Consider the following 26,135-nt stretch of genomic DNA (forward strand, 5'->3'; position numbering starts at 1 on the left):
TTTACAATGTAGAGTTTGATCCTGGCTCAGGATGAACGCTAGCTACAGGCTTAACACATGCAAGTCGAGGGGCAGCATGACGATAGCTTGCTATTGTTGATGGCGACCGGCGCACGGGNTGCGCCGATGGTACTGCAATGCAATGCGGGAGAGTAGGTGGCTGCCTTCTTTACTTGAGGTCTTCAAGGTCTAACGACTTTGGAGACCTTTTTTTATGTACTTATATATCGAATTGAATGTAAATAGAAATAAAACCATTATCTTTGCAATGTGTTTTGTTTTCAACAGACATGAATTTATTTAGTCATCACTATTTTAAACGATGTAATATGAAAAAAACTCTACTTATGATTTTCGCGCTTGCTGGCACAATAGCTGCGAGTGCACAGACAATTAATTTTGAGATAGATGGTTTGAAGTATGAAACAACATCTGCAAATACTGCACGTGTGACAGAAGTTGCAACGTCGGAGTTTACAGTTGATGTTCCTGCTACAGTTGAACATGATGGCACTACCTATACTGTAAACAGTATTGGTGAGGAAGCTTTCTATTATAGCAAAATAACAAAATTGACATTGCCAGAGACTGTAGATTCTATCTATAAAAGAGCATTTGCCACAACACAGTTTGCTGAAATCAAGCTGCCATCAAAACTTGTTTATATTGCTGACTACGCATTTAACTCATCAAATATAGAGAATCTTGTAATTCCTGCCTCTGTCGATCACATCGGTTATGGAGCCTTCTTCACATGCAAGAAGTTGAACACTGTGAAATTTGAAGGCAATGTGAAAACAATGGATTCCTCGATATTCTATCACACTCCTGTGACTAAGGTAATATTGGCTGATGACATGACTAAGATTCCAACCAAGATGTTCCTGAAGTGTGACAAGCTCGCTGAAATCAATTGGCCTGCAAATCTTGAGAGTATTGGTTCTGGAGCTTTCTACGATTGTGTAGCCCTTAAAACTTCAGCTTTGCCAGCAACTGTCAAGGAGATTGGCGACGAAGCTTTCCTTAACTGCTCAAGCATCACTTCTGTTAACTTGCCTGCTGCACTTGAAAAGCTTGGCTCTTGCGCTTTTTCAATGACTTCAATCAATGATTTGACTATAGACAGCAATAATGCCAATTTCAAGCTTGTTGACGGTGTTCTCTATTCTAAGGATGGTCGTCTACTCTACCTTGTTCAGATGAAGGGCTTGAAGAATGTGAATGTTGCAAGCCAGTGTATCGGTATCAATGGCGGTGCATTCTGGGGTAGCGAAGTTGAGACTGTAACTTTGCCTAAGAGCATGCTTGCCATCGACGACTATGCTTTCTGTCAGTCGGCTTTGAAAAGCATCAATTTCCCAAGTTCGTTGGTGTTTGTTGGTGAGCAGGGTTTTGCCTCTACAAAACTTGCTGGTGAATTGCGTCTGCCAGTTAACATGCCTATCGTAAGTGATGGGGCGTTTTCAGGAAACAAGGGCATTACATCTGTCGTGATTCCTTCGCTTGTAAAGTATGTTTACGCTCATGCTTTCCACAACTGCAACAATCTTGCTACCATCACTTGCGAGGGCTCTAAGGCTCCTGAATTTGTAAATGTGTATGAAGACTATGACAGTCCATTCTACAATATTATGGCGACAGAGGTTAACATACCTAAGGGTTCTGCTGATAGCTATAGAAGCGAGTACTGGACCGACTATCTTGCATTGAATGAGAGTGACAATGCTGTACTTGCAGTTGTGTCAACAAGTCCTGAGAGCGGAGCCACTTTCTCAGAGAAAGATTTCACTGCTGCCTTTGACATTACCTTCGGGGAGCCTGTGACCATCGTTGAGGAGCATCCTGATGCATATCTTCGTGTGAGTGCAATTGGTGGTAATCCACTTTTGTCGGGTAATGTTCTTCAGCCAGATGATGTCTGGTATGTCACCTATCCTTTGGCAAGCAAGGAAACTGTACGTATTTGGGCAGCTGATAACGATTCTTACACTATGTCTTATGCAAGTGAGGCAGACAAGGAGTATACACTCGTTGTGCCTGCTGGCATCGTTAAGAATGCTGCTGGCGAACTTAACGAGCAGATTGTTATCAGCGTGAAGGGATATGACCCAAGTACTGGTATTGCCGACGCTACAGTTGCTCCTTCAGTTGCAACAGAGGTTTCGCGCTATAATGTTAATGGCATGAAGATTGGTAAGAACCAGAAGGGTATTGCTATCGTCAAGATGTCTGACGGTTCTGTAAAGAAAGTATTGGTTAAGTAATAAGAAATTATATATTTATTTTAAGGCGGTGTAAGGGCTAAGGTTCTTACACCGCCTTTTTTATCCTTAACTAATTTTTGTTAATTAATATCCTTGATATTTTGTCATTAAAATTAATCGTATTACATTTGCGGTGTATTACTATAGTAGTACACTAATAAGTATATTATTGTTTAATAACAATCAAAACATAATGTTATGATAGAATTAAAGAATGTGACGTTCGGTTATCCAGGAACAATGCGTGATATCTATGAGGATTTTAGTATTTCGCTTTCAGAAAACAAAATATATGGACTTCTTGGGAAGAATGGTATGGGCAAGTCTACGCTGCTATATCTTATTTGTGGACTTCTGCGTGCATCATCTGGCAAGATAACTGTAGATGGATATGATGCGCAGTTGCGTCGTCCAGAGATGTTGAGTGAGATAATGATTGTGCCTGAGGAATTTGAGCTTCCTAAAGTGACGCTTGATGAATATGTCATGATAAATGCTCCGTTCTATCCACGTTTCTCGAAGGATGTGCTCGTAAATTGCCTGCAAAACTTTGAGTTGCCTCTTTCGCTTCGTCTTGACCAACTCTCAATGGGACAAAAGAAGAAAGTGTATATGTCGTTTGCACTTGCTGCAAATACGAAGTATCTGCTTATGGATGAACCTACCAATGGATTGGATATTCCCTCAAAGAGTCAGTTTCGCAAGGTTGTGACAAGCTGCATGAGTGAAGACCGTACTATAATAATCTCCACTCATCAAGTGCATGATGTAGAGCAGTTGCTCGACCATGTTCTTATTGTAGGCACAGACAAAATCTTGCTCAATGCCTCTACAGCCGATATAGCCGATGGCTATGTGTTTGAGACACGCCGTCAAGGAGAGGACATGTCAGATGTAATCTATTCGGAATACGGTGTGCAAGGCACTCAAGTGATAGCCAAACGTGGTGACAAGGAAGAGACTCCTATAAATCTTGAGATGTTGTTCAATGCTGTGGTAGGAGGTAAGTTATAGTATGTGTATATCTTAGCATTAATCATTTAAAACAAATATCATTATGTATAAATCATTTAAGTTCAACAATATGTGGCGCACTTTCCAGTGGATGCTTTTCAGCAACAGGCGTCAGCTTATTACATATTTTATAGGTATCATTATAGCAACATTTGTAGGTGGAGAGTTACTGGTCTTGGATTTCAATCATTCCAATATTGCCGCTCGTGATTTTTATTTTCAAGAAAACTATAATGCTGCAAGTCTATATCTTGTTTATTTGTTTGCATACGGTTTGTGGATGTTGTATGGAGCGAATCAGATGTTTGACTTTATGGAGAGTAAGCAGTCAGCGATAACTTATTTGATGCATCCAGCAACAGTAGCAGAGAAATATGTAGCCCGTTTAGTATATGTCTCACTTTTGTGGGCGATGATAGGTGGAGTAGGATTGCTTGTGGGTGATTTTCTGCGTTGGATTATTAATGTTGTGACATTAGGTAGTCATACACAGATGGCAATAGTGTATTTCTGGGAACAAATACTAAAACCACTTGCTTTGGAATTATGTGGTGATAGCAGTGTGCGGGTAGGAATTTCTTTGGTAAGTATCATTTGTGTATGGATGTATACATTCTATATTCTTGGCAGTGCTGTGTTTAGACGCTATCGTTTGTTGTTGACCACTGCAACACTCGTGTTTGTAATGGTATGCCTTATAAATAGTGATATTATTAATGAAGGAAGGGTTGCATTAACTTATGTCATATTTATTGTATTGTCGATAGCCAATATCGTAGGTTCTTATATGCTTTTCAAGCGGATGCAGGTTATCAACAACAAGTGGTTAAATATATAAAGTGTATCATTATGCAGTTCAACAACGACAAACCAATATACCTCCAACTTGCCGACCGTCTTTCCGATGACATTGTTGACGGAAAATACAATGACGATGACCGTGTGCCGAGTGTGCGCGAGTTTGGCATGTGTTTTGAAGTGAATACTAATACAGCGATGAAGGCATACGATATGCTTTCGCGCGACAATGTTATATACAACCGTCGCGGTCTTGGCTATTTTGTCACTCCTGGCGCCCGCGAGAAGATAATGGAGTCGCGTCGCAATGAGTTTATGACCTCTGTGTTGCCCGATGTTTTTCGCCAGATGCGTATGCTCGGCATTGGCATTGAAGAATTTACTAAGAAATGGAGTGAAAGTAGTAAGTAATGAATAAGGTTTATAAGTAGACTAAATAAGTTGAATATGGAAATAGAGAATCAGTATGTAAAGCAATATCCCGACCTCATGTCGGGCAAGAAGATAATGTATGTACACGGTTTTGGTTCGTCGGCACAGTCGGGTACAGTGGCAATGTTGCGCACTTTGCTGCCCAACGCAACCGTTGTGTCTCGTGATATCCCGCTTCATCCACAGGAGGGAATTGAGATGTTGCGACAGATGTGCGAGGAGGAAAAGCCCGACTTGATAATAGGCACATCGATGGGCGGAATGTATACAGAGATGCTTTATGGTTACGACCGCATTGTGGTGAATCCTGCGTTTAAGATGGGCGATACAATGTCGAAGTTTACTGGCAAGCAGGTGTTTCAGAATCCGCGCCAGGATGGAGTGCAGGAATTTATGGTGACCAAGGGACTGATAAAGGAGTATCAGGAGATGACAACGCATAATTTCGCTTCGGTCACTGATGAAGAACGAGGACGTGTGGTTGGATTGTTTGGCGATGCAGATCCCATTGTTAATACATTCGACTTGTTTTTGGAGCATTATCCCACAGCGATACGTTTTCATGGTGAACATCGTTTGACAGACAAGATAGCAATGCATTATCTTGTACCTATAATAAGATATATCGACGATCGTCAAAGTGGCAAAGAGCGTCCAGTGGTATATATCGATATTGAGACATTGCGCGACAGCTATGGCAAGGCAACTGCATCAATGCACAAGGCATACGAGATGCTTATAGAGAATTATAATGTGTATGTGCTTGCTCCGCAGTCTACCAACAATCCGCAAGCTATGGTAGACGATGTTAAGTGGGTGGAGGAATATCTTAATGCACCAGCTTGGGGACGTGTGATATTCTCTAACGAACGCCAGTTGCAGTATGGTGACTATCTTATAGCTCCCGAAGCTCAGCCTGAATTTATGGGTACAACAATAGAGTGGGGAAGCGATGAATTTAAAACTTGGGAAGAGATAATCACGTTCTTTGAACGACTTTGTGGTCAATAAACCATGGTTTAAACGAAAAACCGTGTAATGGTCGTACTATTGTATCTACCATTACACGGTTTTTATGTATTCTTATTTAGCGCGGAAACGTTCTGCCTGCTGTTTTATAAGCTCAACATCGTTGAAGTAGTCAATCTGCATAGCCTTGCGTACCTCATCCATAGTTTGAGCAGCAGTCTCACGTGCAGCCTCTGTGCCCTTCTTCAGAATATTATAGATTTCGGGTATATCCTGCTCGAATTCATGGCGACGTTGGCGCATAGGCTCAAGCATCTTGTTGAGTACATTGTTAAGGAACTTCTTTGTTGTTCCGTCGCCAATGCCACCATGCACATAATGCTCTTTCAGTTCGTCGAGAGTCTTGTATTCAGGCCAGAACTCAGCGAAGTCGTCGGGAGTGCTGAATGCCTCAAGATAAGTGAACACAGCATTACCCTCAAGATTGCCCGGTTCGTCCATGCTCATGCGTGGTGCACCGTTCGACATCTTCTTTACTTTCTTCCATACATCGGCAGCCGAGTCGGAAAGATAGATGCAGTTGCCAAGCGACTTCGACATCTTCTCCTTGCCATCGGTTCCTGGCAGACGACGTGCTGTGGCAATCTCAGGAAGCATAATCTCTGGCTCTACAAGCACCTCTCCGTAAGTCTGGTTGAAACGGCGCACAAGCTCACGAGTAACCTCAATCATCGGTTCCTGGTCTTCGCCAGCAGGCACTGTTGTAGCCTTGAACAGAGTGATGTCGGCAGCCTGGCTCACGGGATAGCAGAAGAATCCGAGCGGAATGTTAGCCTCGAAGTTGCGCATCTTGATTTCGGTCTTCACTGTAGGGTTGCGCTGAACGCGTGATACAGTGATGAGGTTCATCAGATAAGTTGTGAGCTCGGCAAGTTCTGGTATCTGGCTCTGTATGAACAGGGTGCATTTTGAAGGGTCCAAACCTGCAGATAAGTAGTCGAGAGCCACCTCAATAATATTTTGGCGTATTTTTTCAGGATTATCTGCATTGTCAGTCAAGGCCTGAACGTCAGCCATGAATACAAACATGCGGTCGAAATCGCCAGCGTTCTGCAGTTCAACGCGGCGTCGCAGTGAGCCAACATAGTGGCCAAGGTGGAGCTTACCGGTAGGACGGTCGCCCGTAAGAATAACTTTTCCCATATATGTTTTTTTAGTTTACAAGTTGATGAGTAGACAGTTGAATGCTTGATAATACTTCAAGCTATTTTGTCTTATTGTTCTCTATTTTATGCAAAGGTACTGCAAATAGTGTGAATATCAAAGAAAAAGTGTCTTTAACTTGTGTCCACTCCGCATGCTGTTAAAGCTTTTTTGTATATATATTTTGTACGTTTCTCTATAATCACTACCTTTGCAGTAGAAAAATATTGTAAGTGTGGCGCATTAGTACTTATCTACAAAACAAATTTATGAACTGGGTATTGCTTAAGACAAAATGGAAAAACATATATGTCATGCTGATATTTCTCGGTATGGCGTTTTCTGTTAGTGCCCAAAACAATCCACAGAAAATCAATGATAAGCTTTATCCTCTTTATATTAAAGCCTATAATATGCGCAAGCAAGCTTGCTTCCCAACCTCTTGCTGATAGTCTGCGCCAAGCTGCAATAGCCATTGGCGATCGTTATGGCGAGTGCTTTGCCTTGCAGGTAAAATTCTTGTACGAATATTATAAACCCAACAACTTCAGACATTTCGACCAATCTTTGCAGGCATATATGGACAAAGTTCTGTCTTACGGAATGGACCGATTCTACTTTTATGCCGTATCTATGAAGACATTTTATTATACCCGAGAGAAGCGCTACCTTGAGGGATTCCTCTATCTTCAAGAGCAGACCAAAATAGCCGAGAGCAAAAATAACCATTATAGAATATGTATGTTACACCGTATGACAGGTGTTATACAGCATTCTCGTGGCGAATTATGGCAGAACAAAGATCACGCACCGCCAACAATGGTGATTTACAAACTGTATAAAAGCAATGAGCAATAAGATGCGACATAAATTGACAACACTCTTTGTGGCAATAATAATCTTTATAGCTACCACTTTTCCAGTGGCTGCACATATCCAGCATGCCATATCTTGTGTCGCATCCAATAATTTCGTACATACTCCCAAACATATATGCTCTTTTGATACCATCCCAAACTATGTCATCCCCTATAATGTGCCGCTTGTCGACAAAGCCCCCGTTACAGCAGTAGACGCTAATCTTAGCCAGTTGCTTGTGCCCGTTAAGCATTATTGTCTTCATACTCACGACCTTGCAGCCGTCGACCGTGCCCTTAAGCCCTATATGCTCTATGCCAAGGAGCACAACAGGATAGAGCATTTCTACACCGAAGTGTCATTACGTACAACATTCCTTGTCAATTCTTCTGCCAATTATGCGGCGGCTATCGACTATCAAACCAAGATGCTCGATTATGCCAAGAAGCACAATCATCTGTACGGCATAATGACCGGACTGGTGTCTCTCGGCAATATGCACCGCTCGTGCTTTCAGCTGGTGCAGGCTATTGACGCCTACAAACAGGCTCTTGAACTTAACAAGAAGTATCCGTCACGTTTTCATGATATAGGCATCGACTACAAACGCATAGCCGAGTGTTATTTTATTGCCATCAACTTCGAGAAGACTCTTGAGATGGCTAACCTCGGTTTGGCTTTGTCAAAGTCGGAAGTTAGCATTGGCGGACTACAGTGCATAAAGGCCTTAGCCCTCTTTATGCTCGACCGAGATGCAGAATTTATCAAGGCATACAATGCCTATAAGTCGTATACCAATGTTGCTTTAGGTGTATCGCCTCATATGGCAAACTGCGTGGAGGTAATGAAGAAGATATACGATGCTGACTATGCAGCCGTCGACAAAATGCTTACTCATGAAAATATCGGAGGGTACATCACTTATATAGATGTAGCTTACAACAAGCGTCTCAAGAACTATCCGCGTGTGTTGGATGCCATGCGCCGCTACAACATTCTTGCCTATGGCGAGAGCAACGGAGCCTTTGCCCCTGGTTTTATGCAGATGGGCAGTGTCGTAACTAATAACCTCGCCGAGCTCGACCGCCGTCGTGCCGCCAATGAGAACTCGCGTCTTGAGCTTACTCGCATTAACTTGGAACTGACAAAGACCCAACTCGAGCTTTATCTCTCTCGCGACTCGCAGCTCATAGCAAATACAGCTGCCGAGTCGCAGCGTCTTACGTACAACAATCAGCGTTTGCTTGCTCGCCAGTTGTCCGACTCGCTTGCCACACAGCGTCTTCTGCGCAAGGCAAGCCTGGAAAAGGCAGAGTCGGACCGCATACGTTTTGTTATGAGTCTTGGTGCCATATTGGTAGTGATGGCATTCTGCATAATGTACATTATCCGCAACAACAGGATAGCCAAACAACTCAAGCGTACAAACATCAACCTGCATCGCACTCACCACAGCCTCAGCATAGCCACAGCCGAGGCAATGGAGGCCGACCGTAATAAGACCGAGTTTATGCAGAATATGAGTCACGAGATACGCACACCGCTCAACGCTATAGTAGGATTTACGCAAGTGCTTGTTGGCGACGACACCCCGCTCTCGACCGAAGAGCGCCTCAATATGACGAAGATTGTTAGCTCAAATACCGAAGTGCTCAACAATCTTGTCAATGAGATACTCGACCTCACAAGCATCGAAACCGACAAGTACGTATTCAAGAAGGACAATGTGTCAATCAACAGTATATGCCATCGTGCGCTCAGTGCTGCCAGCCATCTCAAGCCAAAGGATGTAAGCCTGCTTTTCGAGGAGCAGCTACCCAACTCGTTCTGTCTTGCTACTGATGCCGACCGTGTAAGCCAGGTATTGTACAATCTTCTTACCAATGCCTTGAAAAATACCACCCAAGGCAGCGTTGTGCTTGATTGCACAGCCGATGGCAATTCAAAGAAGCTCACCTTAAGCGTTACCGATACAGGTATAGGTGTGCCAAAGGATAAGCAAAAGTATATATTCGAGCGTTTTAGTAAGCTCGACACCTTCAAGCAAGGTGTGGGTCTGGGTCTTGACATCTGCCGTATTATAGCCCAAAAGCTGGGCGGAACCATAGATATCGACCCCACATACACCAATGGAGCCCGCTTTGTATTCACCCTTCCGCTCGTCAGTTGCAGCTGACGAGTGGCGCTAATGACGTTAATTTGCTTTAATCATATAAATAAAGTCGGCCCAAATTGCGCCTGATTGGATTTTTATTGCTAAATTTGCACGCAATAAATTTTTAAGTTATATGTCATCATTTGTTGCTGATAAAATTGTAATGGACGGTCTCACATACGACGACGTCCTTCTTATCCCCGCTTATTCAGAGGTACTGCCCAAGACGGTAGAGTTGAAAACCAAGTTCTCTCGTAACATCAGCCTGAATGTGCCCTTTGTCACAGCAGCCATGGACACCGTAACGGAGTCGGCTATGGCTATTGCCATTGCGCGCGAAGGTGGTATTGGTGTTATCCACAAGAACATGTCTATCGAAGATCAGGCTCGTCAGGTAGCTACAGTTAAGCGTGCTGAGAATGGTATGATCTACGCTCCGGTCACAATCCGCCGCGGCAAGACAGTGAAAGACGCTCTCGACATGATGGCAGAGTATCACATCGGTGGTATTCCTGTCGTTGACGATGAAAATCATCTCGTGGGCATCGTAACCAACCGTGACCTTCGTTTCGAACGTCATCTCGACAAGCTTATCGACGATGTGATGACACACGAGAATCTTGTGACAACTCATATCAAGACCGACCTTGCTGCTGCCGCTGACATTCTTCAGTCCAATAAGATTGAGAAGTTGCCGGTAGTTGACAACGAGAACCATCTCGTAGGTCTTATCACTTATAAGGACATCACCAAGGCCAAGGACAAGCCAATGGCTTGCAAGGACGACAAGGGACGTTTGCGTGTTGCTGCCGGTGTTGGTGTTACTGTCGACACTCTCGACCGCATGAATGCTCTTGTAGAGGCAGGTGCTGATGCTATTGTTATCGATACAGCTCATGGTCACTCTAAGTTCGTTATTGAGAAGCTCCGCGAGGCAAAGGCTTCGTTCCCCAATGTGGATATCGTAGTTGGTAATGTTGCCACAGGTGCTGCTGCTCGTATGCTTGTAGATAATGGTGCCGATGCCGTAAAGGTGGGTATAGGTCCTGGTTCTATCTGTACAACACGTGTTGTTGCAGGTGTAGGTGTACCGCAGCTTAGCGCTATTTATGATGTATACTCAGCCCTTAAGGGTACAGGTGTTCCTTTGATTGCTGACGGTGGCCTGCGCTATTCAGGCGACGTTGTAAAGGCTCTTGCTGCAGGTGGAAGCTCTGTAATGATTGGCTCGCTTGTTGCCGGTACTGAGGAGAGTCCTGGTGATACTATCATCTTCAACGGACGTAAGTTTAAGAGCTATCGTGGTATGGGTTCTCTCGAGGCTATGGAGAATGGTTCAAAGGACCGCTACTTCCAGGCTGGTACCAAGGACGTTAAGAAGCTTGTACCAGAAGGCATTGCCGGCCGTGTGCCTTATAAGGGAACTGTTCAGGAGGTTATCTACCAGCTTATTGGTGGCTTGCGCTCAGGTATGGGCTACATCGGAGCAGGTACAGTTGAGGGTATGCACGATGCCAAGTTCACACGCATCACCAATGCTGGTGTGCTTGAGAGCCATCCGCACGACATTACTATCACAAGCGAGGCTCCTAACTATTCGCGCCCGCAGTAAGCATTCACTGTGCCATGCGGTTTTTGCAAGTCATGCCGCTGGCAATAGCAATATCAAAGCAATGGCCCGGACTGTTACCACGTGTGACATCCGCACCATTGCTTAACGCGTTTTAAATATAAACAAGTATTTCGCACACAAAAATGAAGTTTAAATCACTGTTGGCTGCCATGCTCATTGTTGCAAGCAGCGCTAGTGCACAGACCGCCGATCCCGTTGTTATGACCATAAACGGAAAGCCTGTCTTGCGCTCAGAATTTGAGTATTCGTACAACAAGAACAACTCCGAGACAGTTGTCGACAAGAAAAATGTCGCCGACTACGTGCCCTTGTTTGTCAACTACAAGCTTAAGGTGCTTGCCGCCGAGGCTGCTGGCATCGACACAACAAGTGCTTTTCGCAAGGAGTTTCTTACCTATCGCGACCAACAGGTGCGTCCCTCGTTCATCAACGATGATGATGTAGAAACCGAGGCTTACAGAATATATAAGGAGATACAGACACGCATCGACAGCAATGGCGGATTGGTACGTCCAGCGCACATTCTTGTCATGCTCAAGCAGAACGCCACGCAAGCAGAGCAAGATGCTGCCAAATTGCGTGCCGATTCGATATATAAGGCACTTGTAAATGGTGCCAACTTTGCCGATCTTGCCCGCCGCGTTTCCGACGACAAAGGTTCGGCTGCCCGTGGAGGAGATGTTTCATGGGTTCAGAAGGGACAAACCGTCAAGGAGTTTGAGGACGTGGTGTTCGCAATGAAGAAGGGCGAACTCTCCAAGCCGTTCCTCTCGCCTTTTGGATATCACATTGTAAAACTTACAGACAAGCAAAACTTCTTCCCATACGACTCGCTTCGTACTGATATACGCCGCTTTATTGACCAGCGCGGACTGCGTGAACGCATTATCTCGCAGAAACTCGACTCTCTAGCAAAGGCTGCCAAGCCTGCCACAACAGTTCAGGCTCTGCTCGACCAACGTGTCAAAGAGATGTCTGCCAAGGATTCAGGGCTGCGTAATCTTATACGCGAGTATCACGACGGTCTGCTTCTTTACGAAATCTCTAACCGTTTGGTATGGGATAAGGCAGCCAAGGACGAAGCAGGACTTGCCGCTTTCTTTAAGAAGAACCGCAAGCGCTATGCCTGGACCGAGCCACGCTTTAAGGGCATTGCCTACAACTGTAAGGATGCTGCCGACGTTGAGGCTGTAAAGCGTTCTATTAAAAAGGTCGACTTTGCCGACTGGGCAGAAACTCTTCGCAAGCAGTTCAACGACTCAACATTGCGCATTAAGGTAGTCAAGGGTGTGTTCAAGAAGGGCGATAATGCTCTGGTTGACCGTGAAGTCTTCCATAAGGACACAACCTATACAGCACCTAAGGGATACGAGCATGTAGCCGTATTTGGCAAGACTCTCAAGGCTCCTAAGACTTACGACGATGTTCGCGAACTCGTGGTTGCCGACTATCAGGAGTATCTTGAGAAACAGTGGATAGCCGACCTCCGCAAGCAATATCATGTAGTACTGAACGAGGAGGTACTTGCAACAGTCAATAAGCATTAAGCCTTGCGGTCGGTTGCTGATAAAGTATTCACCCTCTATTATACATTAATATATATAGTAACAAGACATAAATGCACAAACAGAACAAATTGATTATAGCCATTCTGGCGCTCCTTGTCTGCGCCGGTACAATGGCAAATGCTGGACATCCTTCTGCCAAGAAGCATGTGGTTGTGGCTGATACAACCGATATGGCTGTGTCTCTGCCCGACACAACCGAGAGCCGTCCGGTTGTCGACAATGATATTCCGACACATAGCATAGCCGATGAGGTTATATGGGTTGTGGGCGATGAGCCTATACTTAAGTCGGACGTGGAGATTATGCGACTCCAAGGAGAGGCCGAAGGTGTAGAGTGGCATGGCGATCCCGAATGTGTTATTCCTGAGCAGATAGCCGTACAGAAGCTCTTCCTTCATCAGGCCGAAATAGATTCGCTAACAGTTACCGAGAGCGAGATTGCCCAAAACATCGACATGCAGATTAATCGTTGGATACAACAGGCTGGCTCACGCGAGAAACTGGAAGAATATAAGAAGATGAGCATTACACAACTCCGCTCGCAGCTCCACGACGACTTCCGCAACAATCAGCTCATTCAGCAGATGAAGGAGAAACTGGTTCAGGACATAACCGTTACACCATCCGATGTGCGCAACTATTTCCGCAATATGCCAGAGGATAGTATTCCGTTTGTGCCTACTGAGGTAGAGGTCGAAATCATAACCCGTCAGCCTAAGATTGAGCAAGATGAGATAAACCGCATTAAGAACGAACTGCGCGAGTATACCGAGCGTGTCAATAGTGGCGAGACATCGTTTGCCACTCTCGCACGTCTCTACTCCGAGGATCCTGGATCTGCACGTCAGGGTGGCGAGATGGACTATGTTGGTCGTGGTATGCTCGACCCTGCCTTTGCAGCTGTAGCCTTCAACCTTACCGACCCTAAGAAGATTTCAAAGATTGTAGAGTCGGAGTATGGCTACCACATTATACAGCTCATCGACAAGCGTGGCGATAAAATTAAGGTACGTCACATACTTCGTATACCGCGTGTGTCTGAGGCGGCAACCGACTCCATGCGCTTGCGTCTCGACTCGCTTGCTACCGAAATTCGTGCCGATAAGTTCTCGTTTGAGGAGGCAGCGTCTTTTGCATCCGACGATAAGGATACCCGCAACAACCACGGCTTGATGTCGTTCAACGGTGAAGATGGTCGCACATCCAAGTTCCAAATGAAGGATCTGCCAACAGAGGTGGCTCGCGAGGTAGAGAAAATGGAGGTTGGCGATGTCTCCAACGCTTTCCGAATGATTAACGAGAAGGGCAAGACTGTTGTTGCAATCGTCAAACTTAAGAGTCGCACCCCAGCCCACCGTGCAACAATAACCGAAGACTTCCAGGTGATGAAGAACCTCGTGCTACAAAAGGAGCGCGCCGACTTCCTACACCAGTGGGTAGTAAACAAGATTAAGACCACGTACGTGCGAATGAAGGATCGCTACAAGTCGTGCAATTTCGAGTATGAAGGTTGGGTAAAGTAATCCTCCAACCTCCCCACACAAATGTGGAAGGAGAGTAATATTATAGAAATGAAGAAACAAAATCCTATAAAATTCAATTGGCATAGAACGGTTTTGCTGACCGTTCTATGCCTTTTTGTATTTTCTCTGTTCTCGGCATTAGCCGCACCATACAAGCAAAAGAAGCGCAAGAAGACCGACGAGCGTGTGTATCTTGTGCATGCCGACGAACTTAGTTATGATGTTTACAGTGCCGTGCCCGATGCTCAGATTCTACGTGGCAAGGTACACTTTACGCATGCCGGTTCGCAGCTTACATGCGATAGTGCCTACTTCTATCAAGAGTCCAACTCGGTTGAGGCTTTCGGACATGTACACTTCCGTCAGGGTGACACGCTGTCGCTTACATGCGACTATGCCGACTATAACGGAGCCGACCAGATGATGCATGCACGCCATAAGGTGGTGCTAAAGCATCGCACGCAGACATTGTACACTGATTCGCTCGACTACGACCGTATATACGACCTTGCCTACTTCTTCGAGGGTGGCAAGTTGGTAGATGGCAAGGACCGCCTTGTTTCCGATTGGGGTGCTTATAGCACAGCCACACGTCAGGCTTCGTTCTATTATGGTGTCGAGATGTATTCCGGTAAGAACCATATCACCACCGACACCCTGCACTACGACACACGTACATCGATAGCTCATATTGTAGGTCCTTCTACCGTAACGTCTAAAGGAAGCATCATTCACACCACTAATGCATATCTCAACTCGCGTACCGACCAGTCACAACTCTTTGGTCGTTCTACAATTGTCGACAAGGACAAATCGATAACTGGCGACTCGCTTTTCCATAACAGTAAGACTGGTCTTAATGAGGGCTTTGGTAATGTGATATATATCGACAAGGAGAACAAGAACGAGCTTCGTGCCGAGCATGTGTTATACAACGAACATACGGGTTATGGCTATGCCACCAAACGAGCCCTGATGCTCGACTACTCGCAGAAGGACACCCTTTGGATGCATGCCGACTCGCTTAAAATATATACCTTCAACATGGGCACCGACTCTGTATATCGCAAGGTACACGCATTCCCACATGTGCGTGCCTACCGTCAAGACCTTCAGGCTGTGTGCGACTCGCTTGTGTTCAATTCGCAAGACTCATGCATGACCATGTATCGCGACCCTATAGCATGGAACATAAACCGACAGCTACTGGGCGAGGTAATGAAGGTATATATGAACGATTCCACCATACGCAAGGCCGAAATAATAGGTCAGGCCCTATCTGTTGAGCAGGTTGATGACAAGAACCACTTCAACCAAGTGTCATCTACACGTATGGATGCTTATTTCATTGATGGTGCCATGCGCCGTGCCGATGCCGTGGGCAATGTCAAGACAGTGTTCTACAACACCGACCAAAAGGATTCTGTGCTTACCGAGCTCAATTATCTCGAGACCGACACCATGCGCATGTATATGTCGCCCACACGTCAGCTCGAAAAGATATGGGCATCTAAGTCGGTTGGTACAATGTATCCCGTAACCCAGATACCGCCCGACAAGTATCGACTATCCGAATTCGCTTGGTTCGACTATGTTCGCCCAACCGATAAGGACGACGTCTTTAATTGGCGTGGCAAGAAGGCGGGGTCGGAGCTTAAGGCAGTAAGAAGACGCGAAGCGCCGATTAGGAATTTTGAATTTTGAGTTTTGAATTATGAGTTGTTGAGTTGCGAATTCATAATTCCTAATTGAATAATTCCTAATCGGCGTAGCCGACAATTCAAAACTCACAATTCAAAACTCACAACTCAAAATGCGCATAGCGCATAATTCAAAATTCACAACTCAAAATTCACAACTCAAATATGCCTTACTTCTTCAATCGTCGTCCTCGTGGTTTCCATTACACTCCGCGCTTCAGCAATGAGCGTCGCGATATTCTTGACAGTCTGCGTCGTGGAGTAAGTCCCGAGCAACTTGCACATCAGTCGGCCGAGGAGGCAGCTGCCTATCAGCGACATAGATGCCGTGCGTCGGCATTGCCTGGTTGCATTATAGCGTTGGCGGTAGTGCTGCTTGGCGTTCTGTTTATGATGTTGATGTATTAAAAGCAAATCAATAATAATATATTCGATAATATGAGCGATATAATACAACTTCTTCCCGATTCTGTGGCCAATCAGATAGCTGCAGGCGAGGTTATACAGCGCCCGGCAAGCGTTATAAAGGAGTTGGTGGAGAACTCTATAGATGCCGGTGCCACTTCTATTAATGTGGTGTGCACCGACTCTGGTCGCACATCCATACAGGTTGTCGACAATGGTAAGGGTATGTCCGAGACTGATGCACGTCTCTCTTTTGAGCGACATGCCACGTCTAAGATACGCCAGGCCGACGACCTCTTCAATCTTCACACCATGGGTTTCCGTGGCGAGGCGCTTGCATCTATAGCTGCTGTGGCACAGATTACGCTCAAAACCCGACTCAAAGGCGACGACGTTGGCACACAATTGTCTATAGCAGGCTCGCGTTTCGTGTCGCAAGACCCTTGCTCTTGTCCCGTGGGCAGCAATTTCCTTATCGAGAATTTGTTTTATAATGTGCCCGTTCGTCGCAAGTTTCTCAAGTCCAACGCCACCGAACTCAACAACATCATAACCGCATTTGAACGTATGGTGCTTGTCAATCCCGATGTGGCTTTCACGCTATACAACAACCAGAACGAGCTGTACAACCTAAAAGCGGGTTCCTTGCGCCAGCGCATAGTGGATGTCTTTGGCAAGAAAATCAACCAACATCTCCTTACGCTCGACATCGATACCACTATGTGCAAGATTAATGGCTACGTGGGCAAGCCAGAATCGGCACGCAAGAAGGGCGCACGCCAGTTCTTCTTCGTTAACGGACGTTATATGAAGCATCCTTATTTCCATAAGGCTGTTATGTCTGCTTACGAGCGACTCATACCCGAAGGCGACCAGGTGCCTTACTTTATCTACTTCACCGTCAAGCCCCAAGATATCGACGTCAATATCCATCCTACCAAGACCGAGATAAAATTTGAGAACGAGTCTACTATATGGCAGATTCTTGCGGCAGCCGTTAAGGATGCGGTTGGCATGTTTAAGGATGTCACAGCTATCGAGTTCGACACCGAGGGACAACCCGATATACCTGCTCTTGGCGATGCCGCCGACGAGGTTAAGGCGCCCAAACTACAATACAATCCTTCGTACAATCCCTTCAACGAGTCATCACCACGCAGGCATGATACCGTGCCTGGGCAGTGGGAGCGCCTATACGACGGACTTGCTGGTAGTTCCACACACCAACCATCGTTATTCCCATCGGCTAATGATGGTATAGTAAAGTCGAAAGCCAGTGCCATTCCGGTTGATGGCATAATGCAGTCACGCCGATTTGCACAACCAGAGACACCTGACGAGGTGGCAACCGAAATGCCAGATAGCGATATGCCAGAAACTGTTCTGGAGAGTCCGATAGAAGAGAAGTCGCCCGTACACTATCAGTATAAAGGCCAGTATATTATGACTGCCGTCAAGTCGGGACTGATGATTATCGACCAGCATAGAGCCCATACACGCATACTATACGAACGCTATCTTGCACAGACAGCCGACCGTAAGGCATACAGCCAGAAGTTGCTCTTCCCTGAGACTATACACTTCGCCACTGCCGACGACACAACCATGCGTGCTATATTGCCCGAGTTGCAGTCTATAGGCTTTGAGATATCAGAGCAGTCCGACTGTACCTACACCATCAATTCTGTTCCAGCAGGGCTCGACGGGCTTAATTACGTAACACTTGTGCAAGACCTCGTGGCTACAGCTGCCGACAAACCATCATCACCGGCTCAGGATATATGCCATGCCGTAGCCCTCGAACTTGCCCGTAATGCTGCTGTAGCCTACGGACAGGTGCTAACCAATTCGGAGATGGAGAACATCGTGAACGACCTCTTTGCCTGTTCCAACTTCAATTACACCCCCGACGGCAAGCGTGTGCTTACGTTGTTAAGACAAACCGAGATGGAAAGGCTACTTGGGTGAAAAAAGGCGCCTAAAATGTTCAATTTATAAGATATTTTAGACATTTAGGCAACATTTTTATCAAAAACGTATGCCGATTTAGTTTTTATTAGTACCTTTGTGGCGAATTAAAGGGGGCAGTATGCCCTTTCGAAACAGATAAATATTGATTGTTAAATAAAAAAGGTTATGAAAAAGTTATTAATTGTTTTGGCAATGTGTGGCTTGACAATGGGTGCTAGCGCTCAGGAGACAACCACAGATCCTGTACAGAAGTACAGCGTTGCAACTAATTCATTCTGGAGCAATTGGTTTATTCAGGTAGGTGCTGATTGGAATGCTTATTATTCTAACGAGGAGCACGGACAGGGTCTTTCACACAGCCCATTCAAGGGTTTCCGCGCCGTTCCTGGTTTCTCTGTAGCAGTAGGTAAGTGGTTCACACCAGGTCTCGGTCTTCGTACCAAGTTCCAGGGTGTTTGGGGCCGTCAGGTATACGATGACGTTAAGCACACACGTAAAATGTGGACACTTAACGAGAACGTTCTCTTCAACCTCAGCAATATGCTTTATGGCTACAACCCTGAGCGTGTTTGGAACTTTGTTCCTTTCCTCGGTGGTGGTATCAACCGTAACTGCAGCGACAACAACTACGCTATGAACCTCTCGTTCGGTATTCTCAACACATTCCGCGTAAGCAACAAGGTTGGCATCAACTTCGAGCTTGGTTGGAACTATGCTGAGGAGGACTTCGACGGTATCTCAGCTGGCAAGGGTAGCCGCATATGGGAAGGCAAGGACAATCGCCTCTATGCTGAGGTAGGTCTTACATTCAACCTTGGCAAGGCTACATGGGAGAAGACTCCAGACGTAGACGCTATCAAGGCCCTCTCACAGAGCCAGATCGATGCTCTTAACGCACAGCTCAACGATGCTAACTCAGAGAACGCTCGCCTTAAGAACCTCCTTGCAGAGAAGAAGAATGAGGCTCCTGCATCTGTTAAGAACTACAGCAACGCTCCTATGTCAGTATTCTTCAACATCAACAAGGCTAAAGTTGCTTCTCGCAAGGACCTCGTAAATGTTAAGGGTCTTGCCGATTACGCTAAGGAGAACAACGTTAACCTCGTAGTTACTGGCTACGCTGATAGCGCTACTGGTTCTGCTGCTTACAACCAGAAGCTTTCTGAGCGTCGTGCAGAGACTGTTGCCAACGAGCTTGTTAAGATGGGCGTTAGCCGCGACCAGATCACAACCGAGGGCAAGGGTGGTGTTAAGGACCTCTCACCAGTTTCTTACAACCGTCGCGCTACTGTTAAGATCGCTGACTAATAACATGCGCTCGGTCTGCCTTCTAAGGCAGATAGCATAAAAAAATAATGATGGCACACTTCCATGTATTGGAAGTGTGCCATCTTTTTTTTATATATTATTCCAAGCCAATGCCAAAAATTTGGAATTGTCAGCATTTTGCATTACTTTTGCGGAATAATTTTAATTCATGTGCTTTTGACCAACGTCGCAAAACTATAAGATATGAGAATACGTCATAATGCAATACGGTTTGCCCTTACAGCCGTTTTGCTTTGCATTGCTCTTTTTGCCAATGCGTATAGATACATTTTCAAGCCAGTAGACAAGCAATTTGATGAAATAGCAGCCCGTGTCGACCGTCTTGATTATGACAACAAACGTGAGCATATCAATGTGGCTTGGATAGACTCACTGTGTCATATTGCATCTCAAAGAGGCGACACCCAATTACAATGCCGTGCATTGTATTGGCGTGTGCGTGCCATGCAGATGGCTGCAGATAGTAAGGAATGTATAAGGTTGCTCGAGCAGGCTCGGGCAAAGTGTGATGCCCAATACGACTACGACCTTGCACGTATAGATTACCAACTTGCTGGCAACTACGAGCGACAATGCCAGTATCTTAAGGCCTACAACTTGCTGAAGTCCACCATATCTGTGTTCGAGAAATACGACGATGCCTATTTCCTTGGCAATGCCTATCTGCTTATGGTGCAACTGTTCAGCGACATTAACGACCCAGACAATGCACGCCTTATGCTCAAACCGGCACGCGAGAATTATCAGAAGGCAGGTTTCACCCTCAACCGCATCTATTTCTTTATGGCCCAGCTTTCAGATTCGTCTCACGACAAACTAAAGTACTATGAGCTATCCACAAATAGTGGTGGAGCCAACGATTGGGGAATGACAGTACAAGCCTTCAATGCACTTGGCAATATATGTATCAATAGTGGCAAGCTTCAAAAGGCAGAGTATTATTTAGGTCAAGCATTTGGCATATTGAAGGATAAAGCTCCCAATAATTTTGTGTTTCACACTCTTGTGAATATTGATTATGCCAAATTGCTCTATCATAAGAAGCAGTATATCGAGGCAAAGGCGTTGCTCGACAATATTCTCGCCAAGGCAGATATGCTCAAGGGAGAGAAGTTTCTTGCCGATATATATAATATAATGTGGCAAATTAACGAGAGCCTTGGCAATAAGGCCGAAAGCTATCGCTACCTACGCTTATACATGGAGGAGTATCAGCGCAATGTAAACGAGGTGATGAAGCAGGAGGTGCCAAAGACACGTGCACGCGAGGCCATTGCACGTCAGAACGACACAATGAAACTTCTTGAGCAAGATGCCGAGCTTAGCCGACGTATGGTGTATGTTGCCGTGTTGCTGCTGGTGGTGCTCTTGCTTGTGGCTGCCGTAGTGTTTGTCTATTTTTGGCAGAGATATAAGATACGCCGCATAGAGAATCGCGAATTGCGCAACTCTCTGCGTCAGGAGGCATTGATATATAGTGTGAACCGCAAGAATTTTGAGCACGATATCAAGCAGAAGGATTGCGAGATAAGCTCGTCAACCTTGCTTCTTGCCAATAAAAACGAGGTGTTGCAGCAGATTAGTGCCATTGCCAAGAACTATTACGACGAGGGTAAGCTACCGTCTGAGTTTGTTACACAGGTGAATGCCGTTATTGGCGACAGCCTTAAAAACGACGACGAGTGGCAGCGCTTTAAGCTGCATTTCGATAACGTACATCCCAATTTCTTTGTTAAGCTTAAGGAGCAGAACAATAAGTTAACCGAGAATGAGTTGCGCCTTTGCGCGTATATCAGCATCGGTATGCGAGCCAAGCAGATTGCCGAGATGCTGTCTGTCAGTCCTGAGAGTATAAATACAAATCGCTATCGCCTGCGCAAGAAGCTTGGCTTGCAGCGAGGCGATAGCTTAGATGAATATTTAAGAAGAATATAAAAGAGGCTTACTTGTTGATACACTTCTTTCCAGAGTGTATCAGCAGGCCTTTGGTACCCTTTGCCACACGCATACCTTGAAGGTTGTAGTAGGCATTGGTGTCAATTGTATTATTGTTGGCCACTTCCTCAATGCCAGTCTCAATACCCTCGATTTTCACTTTGTCAGCATTTACAATAATACCGTTCTTCTCAAGAAGTAGCACAATAACCTCGGTGTTGGCGCTGTTCAGCACATTTGTAGGAATGTCCAATGAAACTTCGTTCGAGAAGTGGTCGCCTTCGGCTATATCTGCAGGAATGATGCCTTCCTCTCCTTGTGGGGTAGGATATATGGAGCGGGCCACATCATTATACCATATCTGCTCAGCTCTAACCGTTGATCCCATCTTCTCGTAACCGCCCATTTCTACACCTTGTGCATTGTTGCCATAGTAGTTGTTCTGGTCGTAGCCAGATGGCTCATTTTCTGCAAGTCCAAGTTCAGCATGAGTGCGGTGTACATTGTTTTCTACAATAACGTATGCCAGTTTATAGTTGGTGTTGCTTTGTTTCTTGGCAAAGTAGATATCGGTGTTGGTGTCTATCTTGCCTGTATTCTTGTTGTATTGAGCCTTCAGCTCTATACCCGTATAGTTGTCTGCCTCACTCATTATGGCTGTATAGCATTTTTCCATATATTGTGGGTCTATAGAATAGTTCGGATTGCGGCTGAATACGCAGTGTGGATAACCGGTGATACCACACGAATTGTATATATAGTCGTGATAGTCTTCCACACCTGCAGCCATAGCGTCAGGCCATTTTTTGTTGCTGTCGTTGTGTATGGCTATTCCTATAAAGGTGTCGGGATATTTCTCGTTCATCGTCTTCATACCTACAATGCCCCTGATGCAATAACCGCACCATGTTCCGGTCACTTCTTCAGACACAAGTTTCAGCGGATATGCCGATACTTTAGAACTGATACCAGTACTGTCACCGTCGCACTTTATCCATGCGTCGTAGTCGAGAGTTTGGTTACGTTCGATATGCAGCGGAGTGTCTAGTGTAAAGGCGGTCTTTCCATCAGCCGTAATTGTTTGATCAAATTTCTGTTCCACAGTCTTGCCGTTGACACGATAGCCCACGCTGAACCCTTTATGGCTCTGTTTGTCTGTGGCAAAGGCATTGCCCGATACTACGATGTCGCCGTATGTCTTGCTCACTCTTGCCAGGTCAAGTGATATATTTACTTTAGAAGGCACGCCTACAAATATGTCGTCCACATACAGACAGTTGGCGTCGGTCGAGTTATTAACAAAGGCAATGTATACTTTTTTGCCTTTATATGCACCGAGGTCTACTGTGTGTTCGATCCACGTATAGTTTTCTTTCTTTGCTTGATACACTGGTGTCGATGTGTCAAAGTCGTCCACATTGGTGCCTTTTTCAGATACATACACCGCCATGCCGTCGCGATAATCCTTGTCACTGGCGCGCGAGCGCCAGCGCAGTACGGTTTTCTCCGACTTTATCTCAATACCTTCAGTCACCATCCAGTCGTTCGATTTACCGGCGTTCTTATACCATGATGTACTGCAGGCTATATGGTTGCCGTTGCCGTCAGGCTCCAGGATGTCAATCCATGGAGTGCCTACGGCAAAGCCTATTTTCTGCATATCGCTAGAAGGAGTGCGCTGGTCCACATCGTGAAGTGTGAACGATGATGGTATGCCGTCTTCAAACGATGTTGCAAAATACGTATCCTGTGCATTCACATTGCTTGCTGTGAGCAATGTCGCGAGTGCAAAAATAACCTTCTTTTCCATAATGTTGTGTTTTTATTATCTTACAATAATCTTTCTTGTCGTTCCGTTCTCTTTAATGATGTACACACCTGGACGGTCGAGGCTGTTGGTGCGTATGCCGTCAATGCTGAATATTGCCTTGTCGCCTTGATATGTATTAGTCTCCACATTCTTGATGGCTGTAACCTCTGCTGTGTTGAAAACGAGGTCGTCCGAATACTTAGACGATCCGTTGTCGCCATTAGCCTTCACCGCAACGGCATAGAATGTGTTTGGCAGCAGATTCTCGAACGTGTATTTGTAGTTGCCCACATTCTCAAATGTCTTTGTTTCTGCTGTTACAAATTCGTTGTCCTCTACATCTCCTTCTGTTTGTGCCGGCACTCCGCTTACTGCCACTTCCTTGGCTCCTGTTGCAATATCCTTAGCGTCTCCTCTGCAGATATCAATGCGGTCTATCAATGCACGCTCGCTGTTTGTCGATATGGTGATGTCTGTCTTGGATATTCCACCCTTAAATTTAAATAGATACGTGCGCACAACACTGTTGATACGTGTCTTGCCTGTCTGTCCGTTAGAGCTTACGCTTAGCACTGGTTGCTTGCCGGTAGGTGCCTTCACTGTTATGGCAACGGCATATTCGCCGTTGTATCTCTTCATGTTGAATGTGGGTGTAGTAAGACTTCCGCCTTGACCTTCTTTTCCTATCTGGCACCATCCGCCTGCCTGATACACGTTGTTTCCGGTATAGCCCTTTGTGTCCATATAGTCGTCCAGTTGGTTGTCGATGGCTGTTCTGTCTGCAATGGCATCTGTTCCGGCTGTCATGCGGTCAAAGTTCTCGCGGTCGGCATATTGCTGTTCCGATTTATACTCCAGGCGTTTCAGCATAACGTCATAGCTCATAGCCTCCTCATCGTCATTCCATGACGCGCAGAAGTTCATTCCTCCTACATTCTCTATCTTCAGTCCTTCTGGCTTTGCAAGTTGGTTTGCCATGAAGTTGAAGCTCACAATGCCGTCCTTGTTCTCTATATTAGTCACCCATTTGTTAAGTGTCTCGCCCGTATAAGGCTTGGCGGCAGGAATGGTATTGTCGGTAAAACTGTCGTGAGTGCCATAGGGGAATAAGTCGCCCTTCTCCGTTTCCTTTTCAAGTAGGACGTCGTATCCCTTCTCGTTGTCTGCCTCTACCAGATAGAAGTGTGGATGACTGCTGTCTGTGTTCAGAGTATTGTTAAGCCACGTCTTTTCATTAAAGTCCACATGTGTTATCATCAGTCCGCTACTCATTATATACGAGTCCCATCCGGTTTGCTGTCTGTTTTCCAGCAGATAGAATTCGTCCGGGTTCGATGTCTTTATCATATAGGCCTTATTGCTTGTGGCAATATTCTCGAGTGTAACACCAGCGGTGCGCTCGTCTATCTCGTCTGGAGTCATCCATCCCAGTGTCGTGCGCTCAAAGGCATTATAGCTTGGCGGTGTATTGCCGTCGTTGTTGTATGGACCGTAGTCCATTATGTCGTAGCGTCCTAGTTGGTAGTTGGTGGCATCTGTTGTGTCGTAATGGTCGGCAAGCCCAAGCACATGTCCAAACTCATGGCACAATGTACCGATACCTGATGAAACGGCTCCCGTGTAGCCAAATAGTTCCGACGAGCATGCGTATGTGTCGATAAGCTTATCGTCGAGTGTCAGTCTCTCGCCATACGATGTCAGCTGGTACTTGTGTGGCCATATAGTGTTGTCGCCTCCACCTGCATGCTGTCCGTAGCCTGCAAAGATAACGTACACCATATCCACTTTGCCGTCGTTGTCGCCGTCATACTGCGAGAAGTCTACGTCATACTTTTCTTTTGCAAGTTTGCAGGCTTCGCTTATCATCTTGCTTACGTTGACGTCTTTGCCTTGTATAACATCGTCTTGGCCATAGTAGCGTTCAGAACGTGTAAGGGTTATTGGTCCTACAACGTCAAATGTTGGCTTAAACTTACCTCCCGATTGTGCCATATAGTAGTCGCGTGCACTGCCTGTTGCTCCATTGTCACTGAATCCCTCTTCATTGAGCATACGCGAATGGTAGTCTTTGTCGTATGTAAACTTAACATCGCTAAACTCTACAAGCAACACCAGACACTTGCCTTCGCCTATAGTAGGATAATTGCCAACTTGATAGCGTGACATGGTTCCCATACCTATTTTTCTTTGCGAAGGCGATTTGCAAATCTTATATTTTGTTGTGTTCGCATTAGGCATGTCCTTTGCTAATGTCAGTGTGCCTACATATTTAGTTTCGCTTGCTTTGCGGTCTATTGGGTTGTGTGCTATTGGCGAATTGGCACAAGTAAGCGTATTGTCGCTGTTCAGACTGGCATAACGATAGGCACCTTGGGCGTCTTGTATTAGCTGATAGCCATCCACCGACACGCACTTATGGCTGTATTCATCGCCCTGCATATATAATGTAATGGTAGTGCCGTCGGGCTGTTTGGCCTTTATCGCACCTCGATAGGCAGGTACTGCCTGCATTGACATCGCTCCCAATAGTAGGGAAGCAGCAAGAGTAGTAAACTTTTTCATATCGAT

18 protein-coding genes are annotated in these 26,135 nt (G+C 45.7%); 15 read left to right on the forward strand and 3 right to left on the reverse strand.

Features of this window, described 5'->3' with window-relative positions; all coding sequences use genetic code 11:
• Nucleotides 1-329 precede the first annotated feature (329 nt).
• The 5 genes from C9991_RS04865 (at nt 330) to C9991_RS04885 (ending at nt 5,519) form a co-directional block, all read left to right on the forward strand.
• On the forward strand, nt 330-2,264 hold the full coding sequence (locus C9991_RS04865) for a leucine-rich repeat domain-containing protein (RefSeq protein ID WP_198643749.1): 1,935 nt from the start codon (nt 330-332) through the stop codon (nt 2,262-2,264).
• A 198-nt stretch (nt 2,265-2,462) separates the two neighbouring features.
• The gene (locus C9991_RS04870) at nt 2,463-3,278 is read left to right on the forward strand and encodes an ABC transporter ATP-binding protein (RefSeq protein WP_106811444.1); all 816 of its coding nucleotides are present in this window, start codon (nt 2,463-2,465) and stop codon (nt 3,276-3,278) included.
• A gap of 43 nt (nt 3,279-3,321) precedes the next feature.
• Complete coding sequence (locus C9991_RS04875) at nt 3,322-4,116, forward strand: hypothetical protein (protein ID WP_106811445.1); 795 nt, start codon at nt 3,322-3,324, stop codon at nt 4,114-4,116.
• Between the two features lie 11 nt (nt 4,117-4,127).
• Nucleotides 4,128-4,487, forward strand: coding sequence for a GntR family transcriptional regulator (locus tag C9991_RS04880; RefSeq protein ID WP_106811754.1), 360 nt, complete (start codon nt 4,128-4,130; stop codon nt 4,485-4,487).
• Between the two features lie 42 nt (nt 4,488-4,529).
• On the forward strand, nt 4,530-5,519 hold the full coding sequence (locus C9991_RS04885) for a YqiA/YcfP family alpha/beta fold hydrolase (RefSeq protein WP_106811755.1): 990 nt from the start codon (nt 4,530-4,532) through the stop codon (nt 5,517-5,519).
• A gap of 72 nt (nt 5,520-5,591) precedes the next feature.
• Here the strand turns inward: C9991_RS04885 and trpS are convergent, their stop codons facing one another.
• The gene (gene trpS / locus C9991_RS04890; protein ID WP_106811446.1) at nt 5,592-6,680 is read right to left on the reverse strand and encodes a tryptophan--tRNA ligase; all 1,089 of its coding nucleotides are present in this window, start codon (nt 6,678-6,680) and stop codon (nt 5,592-5,594) included.
• A gap of 375 nt (nt 6,681-7,055) precedes the next feature.
• Between trpS and C9991_RS04895 the strand changes: the two genes are divergently transcribed.
• The 10 genes from C9991_RS04895 (at nt 7,056) to C9991_RS04940 (ending at nt 21,757) form a co-directional block, all read left to right on the forward strand.
• Nucleotides 7,056-7,538, forward strand: a complete 483-nt coding sequence (locus tag C9991_RS04895) for a hypothetical protein (protein WP_106811447.1) — start codon at nt 7,056-7,058, stop codon at nt 7,536-7,538.
• Nucleotides 7,528-9,714 (forward strand): ATP-binding protein, encoded by a 2,187-nt coding sequence (locus C9991_RS04900; RefSeq protein WP_106811448.1) that lies wholly within the window; start codon nt 7,528-7,530, stop codon nt 9,712-9,714. The genes C9991_RS04895 and C9991_RS04900 overlap by 11 nt, the downstream gene beginning before the upstream one ends.
• Nucleotides 9,715-9,826: 112 nt before the next feature.
• Nucleotides 9,827-11,305, forward strand: a complete 1,479-nt coding sequence (gene guaB / locus C9991_RS04905) for an IMP dehydrogenase (RefSeq protein WP_106811449.1) — start codon at nt 9,827-9,829, stop codon at nt 11,303-11,305.
• Between the two features lie 143 nt (nt 11,306-11,448).
• Nucleotides 11,449-12,873, forward strand: coding sequence for a peptidylprolyl isomerase (locus tag C9991_RS04910; protein ID WP_106811450.1), 1,425 nt, complete (start codon nt 11,449-11,451; stop codon nt 12,871-12,873).
• Between the two features lie 71 nt (nt 12,874-12,944).
• Nucleotides 12,945-14,417 (forward strand): peptidylprolyl isomerase, encoded by a 1,473-nt coding sequence (locus C9991_RS04915; RefSeq protein ID WP_106811451.1) that lies wholly within the window; start codon nt 12,945-12,947, stop codon nt 14,415-14,417.
• 48 nt (nt 14,418-14,465) lie between these two features.
• Entirely contained in the window at nt 14,466-16,121 is a 1,656-nt protein-coding gene (locus C9991_RS04920) for an OstA-like protein (protein WP_106811452.1), read from the forward strand.
• Between the two features lie 161 nt (nt 16,122-16,282).
• A complete protein-coding gene (locus C9991_RS04925) occupies nt 16,283-16,525 on the forward strand; it encodes a hypothetical protein (RefSeq protein ID WP_106811453.1) in 243 nt (80 codons plus the stop codon).
• A gap of 30 nt (nt 16,526-16,555) precedes the next feature.
• Nucleotides 16,556-18,490, forward strand: coding sequence for a DNA mismatch repair endonuclease MutL (gene mutL, locus C9991_RS04930; RefSeq protein ID WP_106811454.1), 1,935 nt, complete (start codon nt 16,556-16,558; stop codon nt 18,488-18,490).
• Nucleotides 18,491-18,658: 168 nt separating this feature from the next.
• Nucleotides 18,659-19,801: an OmpA family protein gene (locus tag C9991_RS04935; protein ID WP_106811455.1), complete on the forward strand. Its 1,143-nt coding sequence runs from the start codon at nt 18,659-18,661 to the stop codon at nt 19,799-19,801.
• A gap of 204 nt (nt 19,802-20,005) precedes the next feature.
• Nucleotides 20,006-21,757: a helix-turn-helix transcriptional regulator gene (locus C9991_RS04940; protein WP_106811456.1), complete on the forward strand. Its 1,752-nt coding sequence runs from the start codon at nt 20,006-20,008 to the stop codon at nt 21,755-21,757.
• 7 nt (nt 21,758-21,764) lie between these two features.
• On the opposite strand, the gene C9991_RS04945 is transcribed toward C9991_RS04940, so the two are convergent.
• Both C9991_RS04945 and C9991_RS04950 read right to left on the reverse strand, forming a co-directional pair.
• Nucleotides 21,765-23,567, reverse strand: coding sequence for a choice-of-anchor J domain-containing protein (locus tag C9991_RS04945; protein ID WP_106811457.1), 1,803 nt, complete (start codon nt 23,565-23,567; stop codon nt 21,765-21,767).
• 15 nt (nt 23,568-23,582) lie between these two features.
• Nucleotides 23,583-26,129: a M6 family metalloprotease domain-containing protein gene (locus C9991_RS04950; RefSeq protein WP_106811458.1), complete on the reverse strand. Its 2,547-nt coding sequence runs from the start codon at nt 26,127-26,129 to the stop codon at nt 23,583-23,585.
• Between the last annotated feature and the right edge of the window lie 6 nt (nt 26,130-26,135).

The organism is Prevotella merdae (genome assembly GCF_900290275.1).
Taxonomy (GTDB): domain Bacteria; phylum Bacteroidota; class Bacteroidia; order Bacteroidales; family Bacteroidaceae; genus Prevotella; species Prevotella merdae.

Coding starts and splice junctions, on each gene's coding strand:
- C9991_RS04865 (WP_198643749.1), top strand. CDS start 330: ATGAAAAAAACTCTACTTATGATTTTCGCGCTTGCTGGCACAATAGCT.
- C9991_RS04870 (WP_106811444.1), top strand. CDS start 2,463: ATGATAGAATTAAAGAATGTGACGTTCGGTTATCCAGGAACAATGCGT.
- C9991_RS04875 (WP_106811445.1), top strand. CDS start 3,322: ATGTATAAATCATTTAAGTTCAACAATATGTGGCGCACTTTCCAGTGG.
- C9991_RS04880 (WP_106811754.1), top strand. CDS start 4,128: ATGCAGTTCAACAACGACAAACCAATATACCTCCAACTTGCCGACCGT.
- trpS (WP_106811446.1), bottom strand. CDS start 6,680: ATGGGAAAAGTTATTCTTACGGGCGACCGTCCTACCGGTAAGCTCCAC.
- C9991_RS04895 (WP_106811447.1), top strand. CDS start 7,056: ATGATAAGCTTTATCCTCTTTATATTAAAGCCTATAATATGCGCAAGC.
- C9991_RS04900 (WP_106811448.1), top strand. CDS start 7,528: ATGAGCAATAAGATGCGACATAAATTGACAACACTCTTTGTGGCAATA.
- guaB (WP_106811449.1), top strand. CDS start 9,827: ATGTCATCATTTGTTGCTGATAAAATTGTAATGGACGGTCTCACATAC.
- C9991_RS04910 (WP_106811450.1), top strand. CDS start 11,449: ATGAAGTTTAAATCACTGTTGGCTGCCATGCTCATTGTTGCAAGCAGC.
- C9991_RS04915 (WP_106811451.1), top strand. CDS start 12,945: ATGCACAAACAGAACAAATTGATTATAGCCATTCTGGCGCTCCTTGTC.
- C9991_RS04920 (WP_106811452.1), top strand. CDS start 14,466: ATGAAGAAACAAAATCCTATAAAATTCAATTGGCATAGAACGGTTTTG.
- C9991_RS04925 (WP_106811453.1), top strand. CDS start 16,283: ATGCCTTACTTCTTCAATCGTCGTCCTCGTGGTTTCCATTACACTCCG.
- mutL (WP_106811454.1), top strand. CDS start 16,556: ATGAGCGATATAATACAACTTCTTCCCGATTCTGTGGCCAATCAGATA.
- C9991_RS04935 (WP_106811455.1), top strand. CDS start 18,659: ATGAAAAAGTTATTAATTGTTTTGGCAATGTGTGGCTTGACAATGGGT.
- C9991_RS04940 (WP_106811456.1), top strand. CDS start 20,006: ATGAGAATACGTCATAATGCAATACGGTTTGCCCTTACAGCCGTTTTG.
- C9991_RS04945 (WP_106811457.1), bottom strand. CDS start 23,567: ATGGAAAAGAAGGTTATTTTTGCACTCGCGACATTGCTCACAGCAAGC.
- C9991_RS04950 (WP_106811458.1), bottom strand. CDS start 26,129: ATGAAAAAGTTTACTACTCTTGCTGCTTCCCTACTATTGGGAGCGATG.